The organism is Tuberibacillus calidus DSM 17572 (assembly GCF_000430685.1).
In the GTDB taxonomy this organism is placed as follows: Bacteria; Bacillota; Bacilli; order Bacillales; family Sporolactobacillaceae; genus Tuberibacillus; species Tuberibacillus calidus.
Genome location: NZ_AUMM01000017.1, coordinates 64,568 through 74,909, shown reverse-complemented (window position 1 = coordinate 74,909; position 10,342 = coordinate 64,568). Strand labels below are relative to the sequence as shown.

General features: G+C 35.2%; 13 protein-coding genes. 11 read left to right on the top strand and 2 right to left on the bottom strand.

The annotated features are described in order from the left end of the window. On the bottom strand, positions 1-901 hold a 901-nt coding region (locus H532_RS0105420), incomplete at its 3' end, for a transposase (RefSeq protein ID WP_027724645.1). 185 nt (positions 902-1,086) lie between these two features. On the opposite strand from H532_RS0105420, the gene H532_RS0105415 reads away from it, so the two are divergent. The 10 genes from H532_RS0105415 (at position 1,087) to H532_RS0105355 (ending at position 8,271) form a co-directional block, all read left to right on the top strand. Continuing rightward, positions 1,087-1,380 carry a hypothetical protein gene (locus H532_RS0105415; RefSeq protein WP_027724644.1) on the top strand — a complete coding sequence of 98 codons (294 nt, stop codon included), beginning with the start codon at positions 1,087-1,089 and terminating at the stop codon, positions 1,378-1,380. A 131-nt stretch (positions 1,381-1,511) separates the two neighbouring features. Beyond that, positions 1,512-2,288: a hypothetical protein gene (locus H532_RS0105410; RefSeq protein ID WP_027724643.1), complete on the top strand. Its 777-nt coding sequence runs from the start codon at positions 1,512-1,514 to the stop codon at positions 2,286-2,288. A 386-nt stretch (positions 2,289-2,674) separates the two neighbouring features. Continuing rightward, the gene (locus H532_RS20235) at positions 2,675-2,812 is read left to right on the top strand and encodes a hypothetical protein (RefSeq protein WP_155994979.1); all 138 of its coding nucleotides are present in this window, start codon (positions 2,675-2,677) and stop codon (positions 2,810-2,812) included. Between the two features lie 220 nt (positions 2,813-3,032). Then, the gene (locus tag H532_RS20230) at positions 3,033-3,191 is read left to right on the top strand and encodes a hypothetical protein (RefSeq protein ID WP_155994978.1); all 159 of its coding nucleotides are present in this window, start codon (positions 3,033-3,035) and stop codon (positions 3,189-3,191) included. Next, on the top strand, positions 3,178-3,432 hold the full coding sequence (locus H532_RS0105390; RefSeq protein ID WP_027724642.1) for a hypothetical protein: 255 nt from the start codon (positions 3,178-3,180) through the stop codon (positions 3,430-3,432). Before H532_RS20230 ends, H532_RS0105390 begins: the two co-directional genes overlap by 14 nt. Before the next feature lie 48 nt (positions 3,433-3,480). Next, the gene (locus H532_RS19470; protein WP_027724641.1) at positions 3,481-4,659 is read left to right on the top strand and encodes a helix-turn-helix domain-containing protein; all 1,179 of its coding nucleotides are present in this window, start codon (positions 3,481-3,483) and stop codon (positions 4,657-4,659) included. Positions 4,660-4,665: 6 nt separating this feature from the next. Next, complete coding sequence (locus H532_RS0105380) at positions 4,666-5,373, top strand: ATP-binding protein (protein WP_027724640.1); 708 nt, start codon at positions 4,666-4,668, stop codon at positions 5,371-5,373. Between the two features lie 255 nt (positions 5,374-5,628). Then, positions 5,629-6,873: a DnaB-like helicase C-terminal domain-containing protein gene (locus H532_RS0105375; protein WP_162142915.1), complete on the top strand. Its 1,245-nt coding sequence runs from the start codon at positions 5,629-5,631 to the stop codon at positions 6,871-6,873. 137 nt (positions 6,874-7,010) lie between these two features. Further along, positions 7,011-7,487: a RusA family crossover junction endodeoxyribonuclease gene (locus H532_RS17955; RefSeq protein ID WP_051263158.1), complete on the top strand. Its 477-nt coding sequence runs from the start codon at positions 7,011-7,013 to the stop codon at positions 7,485-7,487. Positions 7,488-7,878: 391 nt separating this feature from the next. Continuing rightward, complete coding sequence (locus H532_RS0105355; protein WP_027724637.1) at positions 7,879-8,271, top strand: LAGLIDADG family homing endonuclease; 393 nt, start codon at positions 7,879-7,881, stop codon at positions 8,269-8,271. 69 nt (positions 8,272-8,340) lie between these two features. On the opposite strand, the gene H532_RS17950 is transcribed toward H532_RS0105355, so the two are convergent. Beyond that, positions 8,341-9,225, bottom strand: a complete 885-nt coding sequence (locus H532_RS17950; protein ID WP_051263157.1) for a type II restriction endonuclease — start codon at positions 9,223-9,225, stop codon at positions 8,341-8,343. Between the two features lie 158 nt (positions 9,226-9,383). Between H532_RS17950 and H532_RS0105345 the strand changes: the two genes are divergently transcribed. Continuing rightward, positions 9,384-10,280, top strand: a complete 897-nt coding sequence (locus H532_RS0105345) for a DNA adenine methylase (RefSeq protein WP_027724636.1) — start codon at positions 9,384-9,386, stop codon at positions 10,278-10,280. Positions 10,281-10,342: the final 62 nt, after the last annotated feature.

The following is a 10,342-nucleotide window of genomic DNA, read 5'->3' as shown; positions in this document are numbered from 1 at the left end:
CAAGGTGTCCCATTCGATGAATTTGTTCGTAGATGGGTTCATAGTCGTAGCCTGCATCCATGATGTCATATCTCAGAAAAGGAAGAGATAGACGTTCAGAAATTCCCTTTAATAAAGGGATGGCCGCTTTTCCATCATTCAAATTTCCTGATGAAAAAAGAGATTGTAAAATGTATTGCGAAGTTGTTCCGACAGCTAAATGGGCTTTATATCCATACCAGAAGACATTTTTGCCTTCACTATTTTTCTTCACACCCCACTGCGGATCCTGTGGTATATGAGCGCGAAGTTCATCGAGAGACACATCCAGTTGCGCCTCAATTTTCTTTTCAAAAAGGGGAAGATTGGCTTCACGTTCGGCTTGTTCCATCAGCCATTGTTTACGCTCCGCCTTGGTCTTTCGACCACGCTTCTTTGGCTCGGCTTTTGGTTTTTCTTCCTTTGGTGGTGCTTGGTCACGCGCTTCAAAGTGAGTGGCATCAATGGCTACAGCTTCATCCGTAATAAACCCTTCGGAAATAGCCATATCTATCAGAGTTTCTTTAACTTCTTCAAGAACATTAGATTGGGCAAGTTTGGTGATTAGTCTTGAAAAAGAGGCCTCCGATGGAATACGATCTGAGACAAGAAATCCGCAATTCAGTTTAAAGATAAAGTCCTCATTTAATCTCCTAACCAAGTCTTTTATGGTGGGAATGCGTTCGATGATCCGAATAAAAATGGCGTTAATCATCGCCCCATAATTTAATTCGGTTGGAGCGCCTAGCCAAGATTTTTTACTGACTTTATAATGTATGGCATCGAGATCAATAGCGGATAAAATCGCATCATAACGATGGGTAGGTTCTAAATTAAATAAATCTTGTAGGTCAAACAGGCATCCTTGTCGTATAATAGACATAGGGAGTATCCTCCAATCTCTAAAGTTTTGTGACCTACTTAACTATTTCGAGATTTGGGGAGGTACTTCCTTTTTTATGCTCTGAAAACCTTGTCCCGTAAGGGTTTGGATTTATGAAATTCATTCAATTGACATATTTTTTAAGAGATTAAACTATAATAAATAATAGATAAGGGGGGTAAGAAATGAGTTTGCAGAACAAAGAACAGGCGATCGGATATTTGTTAAAATCATATATGGAGACGGAATTACCCGCATCAGAAATGAAAAAAGTTAATGCCATTGCGAATGATTTATTAGAAGCTGGTAAGACTTATGGAAATTATGAGGTACAACAACTTGTTTATGTTATAGGAGAACGGTTAAAATTTAATAAAGAATTAATAGAGGATTGGAATAGCGAAATTTATTACTCGTTTGATATGAAAACCGTAGAAGAAGCTGAAGAATATTATTATCATTTAAAAAAGGCCTTCTAAGGTCTTCTTTTTTCAAAAAAAATTTTTAAAACTTGTTGACAAGTCACCAGATTTAATTAAAAAGATGACAAGCAAACAAGGAAAAACATAAAATTGCCAACCTCCTACGGGGTATTAAAGGAGATCAGAATATGTGTTACGTTCTAAAAAATTTATATGATTTTATTTGTAGTGTCTTAATCATGAAGACTGAGGAACGAAAAGACATCGAAATAACAAAAGAACAATGGAAACAAATGGAATTATTCGGAAAAAAGTTGGAACAAGAGGGAGATATCATTTCCGAAGAAGAAATGGAATGGTTAACATATGAGGAATTAAAATACATCGAAAGTAATTACGATGGTTTTGCTAGCCGGACATTCGCTAAATACAACATAGGTCATAAAGATTTCGAAAAAGCCCTTGAGTTTATCACGACCGATTATGATCGGATATTAGATGAATTAAAAGCTGTGATTCGGGAAGATTTCGATATGACTAAGGGAAATAAAATTAGTGTTAAAGAATTAATCAATATAAATCCCAAGGAATTTTATCACATTGATTGGGAAGAAGGGGAAGAAGGTTATTACCAAGGGTTCGAAATTTTCGGAGATTACGAACAAATAGAAGCACTGTGGGAAAAATACCATTACTACTGTATTGGAAATGAAGTCCTCGAGGAAATTTTATCGAGAGGCCCGAAAGCATTCGAATTTATAGGGGAAGATGAGGAAGGCATTACATTCGAAAGCGATAACATAATTATTACATTCATTGTTAAAGAAGGGGAATTAACAGGGGTTTCGATTAATAGTGATTCGAACAGATTATACGATAACGAAGAAATATGCAAGAAGATTTGGAGGGAGTTTGCTTTAAGTAACCATGAATTGAGGGTGAAATATTTGGCTTCTATCGTGTAAGGGGGTGATACTGTATGGGAAAAAATTTTATCACAACAAAACCAGAAGACTCCACCCTCAAGCAAAGCTAGGGTGGAGATGAATGGCTTTTTTTGTTTTCGAATGCAAACGAATGTTCTATAATAGAAGTATCAATGCGGCGATTAACATAAAGAATGAAGCTCTCCGCTTAGTCAATAGAACCGTAGGGACCACGGGGATCGCCTACTAAATTAGGGTTCGTTGGAACCCTCTACGTAGGAATCTCCCACTTCAAATTTTCGTCAGAAAATGAAGTGGGGGTAGTTCAAATGAAATCTTTGTGGAACATGCAACCCAAATGTCATTCCCAATATCAGCGATAGTTATGGCAGTTCGAGAACTCTTCATCACGTGGAGGAAAAAACATGGAAAACGAAAGGAAAACCCCATTTAATCAAGAAGTACAAGACATAGTAAACCGATTGAAAAAAGAAAGGGAAAAGGAAATGAATAAGAGAATTAGGGAGATCGAAAAAAAATATGAATCGGAACCGGGAAAATAAACCGGTTCTTTTTTTGTTTATTTTGTTCGATATATCGAACACAAAATAAAAGTGGAAAAAAATTCAAAAAAAACTTGTTGACAAGTCACCAGATTCGTTTATAAAGGTGACAAGTAAGCAAGAAAAAAATTCGATATAAAAAACACAATAAATCCCATTGAATTAAGGAAAGTTGGGCGTAAAATGTACACACACTTTTTTCGAAATGGAGGTGTTAGAAATGAAAAACAATGGAAGAGAAAGAATTTCAATTCGGCTAACTGATGAAGAAAAGAAAGCTTTTAAAGCTTGGTGTTCCTATCACGGTACAACCATGCAAGATATTCTAGAAGATTTTATCAAAGCAATGTTGAGGGGGGATGAAAATGAAAAGCTTTAATGAACTCCTCAAAGACCATTATTTTAATATCGAGTTAATAACAAGCGGGGATTTGCCAAACGGCTCTCGTTATGAGGTTCGACGCGAAGAGAGTATTTATTCATGGGATGGGATTGATTTTGATTATGTCTTTTATGTTCTTGAAGGCGATCGGATTTTGCATCGGTCGCTTGAAAGATTCCCCAGAATGAGCGATGTCGAACACCATATTAATTTGTTCAAGGGATTATACAAAAGATAAGAAATGTAAAAAAACAAAAATATTTTTCAAAAAAAGGAGTGGGTTCGTATGGAAAGCTACATTCACAAAAACCGCAAGAAAGAGAAAAATTTTACCATTTTAGATAACAAACAAGTTCAACGGAGTGATTTATCTTTTAAAGCAACCGGACTTTATTGTTATCTTATGAGTTTACCAGATGATTGGAATATTTACATAAGTGATTTAAAAAACAGAAAAACGGATGGCAAAAGCTCCGTTAGTTCCGGTATCGAAGAATTAATCAAAAAAGGTTACATGTATAAATTTCGTTTGCGGGATGAAAATGGCCGTTTGAGAGGTTGGCGTTACGAGTTTTTCGAAGACCCAGAAGATAACCCAAACTTTCCTAAAAACGCTGAAACCCTTGATATTAAAGGTTTTTCACCGAAAACCGATTTTCCGACGTCGGTTTTTCCGATTTCGGAAAATCAGTCCTTACAAAATAAACAAAAAACAAATAAAACAAATAACAAAAATAATATAGCAAAACATGAATTGGAATTTTTAACGCCGCAAAGCGGCTGTAATATGGCTTCTGACGAAGCCATGGCGGCTTACGCCGCAAAGGGTAAAACAGAAATTCTCATTGGAGATGAGAAAATAAGTTTTAAAGACATATTTGAATCTTTACAGCCTTGTTTAAAGGATATGAAGGCTACAGAGAAGCGCTTAATTCTAAAACTACTTTTCGAGCAAGCGCGTAGCGCTTGTGAGAGCCATATTAAGGGTCTTTTAAATAATCCAAACATGTTAATTTACAAAGAACCTTTAACTCTAGAAAGTCCAGTGCTATTGATTTTATATCAATCTCTAAAATGTAAAGAAAAAGAAAAAGCTGTTCTACCGAACAGCCCAAGTTACAAGCGTAAATCGCTTGTGAAGGTAATCCTGTGGTTTATTAAAGAATACCACAAAATACCAGACAGTCAAGAAATTTTAATTTTACATGAAATTTTAACGGATAAAACGATTACCCCTAAGATTATATGTGACGCATTTAAAAACACAAATTTGGGCCAATCTCGTGCGAATTTCAAACATGATTTATTGATTTCCATCAAAGAAATAAAACAAATTAATATTCAAACCTATGGGAGAAAGCAATTAAGCGAAAGAAATACACAAAAAAGAAGCCAAACCATTCTTTCTGATTTTAGTGAAGATGAATTGTTATATAAACAACTTTTAGAGAAAAAGAAAGGGTGATGTGACATGAAATGTATGTTTAATATTTGTGACGGTTCAGGGTTAATTATCAATAAAGATGGCGATCGGTTTTGCAAATGCTTTCGTTATCAAATTGCTAAGCGGGAATTCAAAAATACTGGTGCTTCCGAAAGTTATTTAAAATTCGGGTTTGAATTAAAGGATGCTGACCTGATTAGCAAGCGGACTAATTCAATAGTCTCCATGAAGGAAACGATTAAACAGTTAAGAAACCCTATCTTATTGTTTGAAGCAATCAACAATAACCTAAGAATCCTGATAGCCGGAAAAAACGGCCGCGGCAAAACGCAAATGGCCGTCTCGATGATGTTGGAGGCCCTAAAACGGGGCTGCAAAGGCGCGTTTATCGACATGAGGACATTTGATAATATCAAATTTCAAGATAAACAAAAACAGGACCTCATGGAGTTAGTAAAAAATAAACAAGTCCTCATTTTAGACGATCTAGGGGTTGAAAGAAAGGCAGTCGACGAATTTCAAGTATATAAAAATAATCTCCTCGATGGTTTGGTCAGGTGTCATCGCGGGCTAATTATCATCACGACCAACCTTTCAAAAAACGAACTAGAAATGCTTTATAAAAACGACCCGCAATTGCACAGCGCTTTGTTTACAAAGTCATGGGTGTCTTACTCTCTAATGGGGGAAGACCGCCGCCAGGAGACCCCAGAAATAGTCAACTGTTTTCTATAATAAATGGGAGGGATTCAAATGAACCAAAAGGAAGATATTCAAAGAGACATTGCTCTTTTTCTAGAAGGTTTAACCCAAGATTTTGAAAAGGGTTTTAAAATGTTAGAAAACTCTAATTATCCATTAACAGTGGACCAAATTGAAGATGAGTTTTACAAAAAAGTGTTTGAAATTAGCCGAAAATATTACAAACAAGGACACCATTATTTAACGGAAGAAATGTTAAGGGATGAGTGGATCGAGGAAGACGATATTTTGGCTTTTAAAGCTTTCTCATGTCCGGAACACCTTGAAAATATGAGAATTTATTTTAAACGAATCGAGTCATTCAATTACAAACAAACATTTATAAATGTCATGAAAGAATTAGATAAATCTTATAAAGAAATCGTTAAAGATAATTCGTTCGATAAAATCAAAACATTCCATGAAAAACAAATGGAATTATTCAATAAAATGAAAAGTCCTACGACGTTTAATAAATCAACAACCCTTCTTGAAATACATAAGGAACTTTATGAAAACTACGAAACAAATGAGGCCATAGGGGCCCTTGGGACCGGTTTGGAGGAATTGGATGACCTTATAGGAGGGGGCTTCGAACGTTCCGGAGTCAACGTTATTGCAGGCCCCCCGGGAAGTGGCAAAACCACATTGGCTTTACAAATTATTATTAATAACGTCTTAAAAGGGAAAAAGGTTTTGTTTATATCTTCTGAAATGACAAAACTCCAGGTACACAATAAAATCCTGTCTGCCCTGTCAGCTCTTCCGTACAGTCATTGGAGGAAACAAAATAGCGAAAACGAAATAGAACATGCCAAAAAAGCCGAAGAGGCCAGGCGAATTCTAAAAGAAATGTTCGATAATGATAAATTGATTCTGGAATTTGAAGGATACGATAAAAAAGGACTACTATCCCGTCTTCGCAAGGCTTACGAAATTGAAAAAGTTGATTTAGTCATTATTGATTTTCTTCAAAGAATGAAAATTTCACGAAAAAATAATGATTATTCTGGAATTGAAGAAATGGTTGCGGAATCTACGGACTACATAAAAAATACGAATATGGCTTTGGTTTGGCTATCCCAATTAACCAAAGATGGCCCCGTAAAAAATAAGGCGAGCTTCGCGAAAAACTCGGAAATTCGTTTTGCTCCCCGCTTAAATCAAGACGCATACGTTGATTTAAGAATTTGGAGAGATGAAACGGATGATAATGATTATAATCCCGAAGTTCACATTTATATAAAGAAAACCCGATTTGGAACAGGGTTGGATCGGACGTTAGATTTCTCTTTCGATGGTTCAAGGTGCCATATTGGAATGTTTAAAATAAGCGAGAAAATTGACGAAATGAGAAAACGCCTGAAAGAAGAAGAAAAATACATGTCTGAAACCGAAAAATATTTAAAATATGGGGAAGATGACGGCTGGGTAAGTGTTATGGAAGAATTTTTCGGGGACGACAAGGATTTTGAAGAAAATCAAGTAATTTAATAGTACACCTCCATTTCAATACAGAACAAATGTTTGTATAATTTTAATGTGACCCTCCCATTTTTTACAAACAAGGAAGAGGACCCATTCCCTTTCTTGTTTGTTCCTCTTTTTTAACAGAAAGTCAGGTGAACAAAATGAAACCCCTCATATTACCCCTTTTAATGTATAAGGAGTCTGGTTCCATTCGTAAAGGAACCAAAAAGAAATCTTTTGTTATCCCCTCTTGGAATCACCTATATACGATTGTGAATAACCGCCCCATATTAGACAAATGGGCTTTATTGCACAAAAGGAAAATTATCAACATCGCAAAAGAATGGAAAGAAGAAACCGGCTGGAAAAAAACGATAGACCAAAAAGTCATTATTAAAACAAAAGTCTTTTGGCCAACAGCGCGTAAATCAGATCCACATAATATCGATAAATTAATTTTAGATGCTTTGGAAGAAGCGGAACTTTATGATAATGATTGCAATGTACTCCTACAATATCAAGATTTCGACCTTGATTTAGAGTACCCCCGAATCGAACTCATCCTCATTCCTGGTCCCCCATTTGACAGAAAAAAACGAAAAAGGGAATTACAAAAAAAGAATAAAAAGAATACATAGAACAAAAAGAAAGAGTGATGGCGTGAAGATTCTACAAGCTTTTCTCGTTTTTATCATTTCCCTTATTGTGTTTTTTAGTCTGTCCCTATTAATCAATTTTATTCCGTCTTTAATTATCTATTGGATTCTCGTATTATTTGGGATTTCTGTTCCATTTTATAAGGTTTATTGGTTAACCCTCTTATTTTTGTTACTTATTCGGATGATAACCGGAGGGAAGTAAAAATGGAAGACGACTATATTTATAGATTATTATCGGATATTCAATCCTTTCTAACCGATCACCCTTATTCAGAAATCCACATTACCAACCACGATGGAAAATTACAAGTTGAATTCACAAAGAAATCCCAATACAAACCAGATAATAAATAACAACAGGAGGAATTTAATGTATTCGGAGGAGCAACTAAATCTTGCCCGCGTGGCTGCTTTCATTGACGGAGAAGGCTGTATAAGACTCTCCAAACGGACTTATATTTCCAAAAGCGGGGAAAAACACGAATATTTTTACCCAAATCTTACAATCGGGATGAAATCAAAACGAACAATTGAAACCATTTACCGCCTTATAGGAGAAATTGGGGAGGTTTATGAACATAAAGGGGTTCACATTTGGAATGTACATAATGAAGATGTAGAAAAAGTGCTGAAGGCTGTTTACCCATTTCTCATCACCAAAAAAGAACAAGCCAAAACCATTCTCGAATACTTTAAAGAAAATGCGAACCACGAAGCTTTATATTGGAAATCGCGCTTTGAAAAGGCGATAAGTTATAAATGATAACCTTAGCTGAATAATGGTTAAAATAAAAAAAGGGAAACATGCCTTCAACAAAAAAAATAAAATTTGTTAGTCTAATAAAATACTTATTTCTTTTTCGGTAAGGGAATCAAATCGATTTTTGTCGAACCTTTCTAACCATTCGTAATACCTTCTCCCCGCATCACGTATGAAAATGTTATTTTCTTTGAGCCATGCAAAATACTCTACTAAATTAGTAAATTTTGGATTAGGGTCCCGATATTCGGGATAATTTCTCCAATAGTGTTCAAATGTTTCTTCCCCTAAAACCGAAAACGGCCCACAACCATTTTTTAGAAAATTGATGTCATTGGTAGGATAGCTACCTATGTTCTCTGTATTTCCACTTCCCTTACTTTCCCCAGCAATTAAATATTTTTCTTGAATGAAGAATTCTACATTCTCAAAAGGCGATTTAACCTCGTCCACTTTATCTACATCAACGATTTGTCCTTCAATTCCATCCATGGTTCGGTCATACAAGAATCCAAAGATATAATGTTTTTGGTATGTATCATAATTAAAAACAATATTTTTAGTGTTATTTCTTAAATATGAAGCATACGAACCTAGGGTAAAAACAAAATTTCTAACTTCGCCAGATCGGTACCCTTTAAATATTGATGTTGAATTGTAATATTGACGATATGTGGATTTAATATCAACGGCAATTCGAAATGAACCGTCTTCATTTTGGATAGTAAAATCTGGATATGAATTTTGTTTTTCTGGGATGACAACTGTAAGCCCGTGTTCCTCAGCCACCTCCGTAATAATTGGTGCTGCAACTAATTCAAAAATACGTCCAAGAATTTTTGAATCACTACCCAGGCTGTACACCTTTCTATTGGTGTCAATTAACCCTTTAACTTCCCAATTTACATTTAGTTCGTGAATTTTCTTTTGACATTCTTGGATAAAATCGAATGACATAATAATCCCCTTTTACCCTTTTTTTACTACATTATATCATTTGAATATTCATAGTGCAGTCGTTATTAGTCGAAGTGCAGTCGTTATTAGTCGAATGTTAGTCGAAGAAGGGGAACTTCTGTTATAATTTAAATAAAGAAGTTAAAGGAGATTGTTTAATGACCTTTCCAAAAGTTGTAGAACACGTAAAAGTTCCCCCTATAAAATGTCAGGGAATAAAAACAAAATTAGTTAACTTTATCTTTCAAAATATAAAATGGGATGAACAAGGAAAATGGATAGAACCATTCTTAGGTTCCGGAGTTGTGTTATTTAATGCCAATCCCCAAAGGGCTTTAGTTTCAGATACAAATAAACATATTATTAAGATGTATCAAGATATTCAAAGTGGAGTCCTCACACCTCAGAGCGTTCGGGACTTCTTGGAGGTTGAAGGAAAGAAACTTGAGGAATCTAACGGTGAATATTATTACGAGGTAAGAGATAGATTTAATGAAAATGGTTCAAGTTTTGATTTCATCTTTCTTAATCGTTCGTGTTTTAATGGGATGATGAGATTTAATAAAACAGGTGGATTTAATGTTCCATTTTGTAGAAAACCAGAACGTTTCCGTACGGCTCTAATAACTAAAATTGTTAACCAAATCATTTGGGTTTCAAAAGTGATGAAGGGAAAAGATTGGACATTTGTTTGTCAAGATTGGAGAGAAACATTAAAAGAAGCAAACGAGATTGATTTTGTTTACATGGATCCTCCTTACATTGGGCGACACACCAATTATTATAATCAATGGGATGAAAAAGAAGCTAAAGACTTAGCGGAAGCAGCAGGACAATTACCTTGTGGATACGCACTCTCCATGTGGTATGAGAATCAGTATCGTAAAAATGACCATTTAGATGTGTGGAATGGGGTTATTCGGACAACAAGCCATTTTTACCATGTTGGTGCAAGTGAGAGGAATCGTAACGCTATGGAAGAAGCCCTTATAATTAAAGAGGGGTATGAATCAGACGTTTTACCTCAAGTATCAGAACAATTACAACTTATTTAAGAAATCCGACTGGAAAACCAGAGGATAAACCAGTTAAAAAGGTTTATCCTCTTTTTATATTG

Excerpts from the sequence above, each read along its gene's own strand:
- H532_RS0105415 (WP_027724644.1), top strand. The coding sequence starts at position 1,087 with ATGAGTTTGCAGAACAAAGAACAGGCGATCGGATATTTGTTAAAATCA.
- H532_RS0105410 (WP_027724643.1), top strand. The coding sequence starts at position 1,512 with ATGTGTTACGTTCTAAAAAATTTATATGATTTTATTTGTAGTGTCTTA.
- H532_RS20235 (WP_155994979.1), top strand. The coding sequence starts at position 2,675 with ATGGAAAACGAAAGGAAAACCCCATTTAATCAAGAAGTACAAGACATA.
- H532_RS20230 (WP_155994978.1), top strand. The coding sequence starts at position 3,033 with ATGAAAAACAATGGAAGAGAAAGAATTTCAATTCGGCTAACTGATGAA.
- H532_RS0105390 (WP_027724642.1), top strand. The coding sequence starts at position 3,178 with ATGAAAAGCTTTAATGAACTCCTCAAAGACCATTATTTTAATATCGAG.
- H532_RS19470 (WP_027724641.1), top strand. The coding sequence starts at position 3,481 with ATGGAAAGCTACATTCACAAAAACCGCAAGAAAGAGAAAAATTTTACC.
- H532_RS0105380 (WP_027724640.1), top strand. The coding sequence starts at position 4,666 with ATGAAATGTATGTTTAATATTTGTGACGGTTCAGGGTTAATTATCAAT.
- H532_RS17955 (WP_051263158.1), top strand. The coding sequence starts at position 7,011 with ATGAAACCCCTCATATTACCCCTTTTAATGTATAAGGAGTCTGGTTCC.
- H532_RS0105355 (WP_027724637.1), top strand. The coding sequence starts at position 7,879 with ATGTATTCGGAGGAGCAACTAAATCTTGCCCGCGTGGCTGCTTTCATT.
- H532_RS17950 (WP_051263157.1), bottom strand. The coding sequence starts at position 9,225 with ATGTCATTCGATTTTATCCAAGAATGTCAAAAGAAAATTCACGAACTA.
- H532_RS0105345 (WP_027724636.1), top strand. The coding sequence starts at position 9,384 with ATGACCTTTCCAAAAGTTGTAGAACACGTAAAAGTTCCCCCTATAAAA.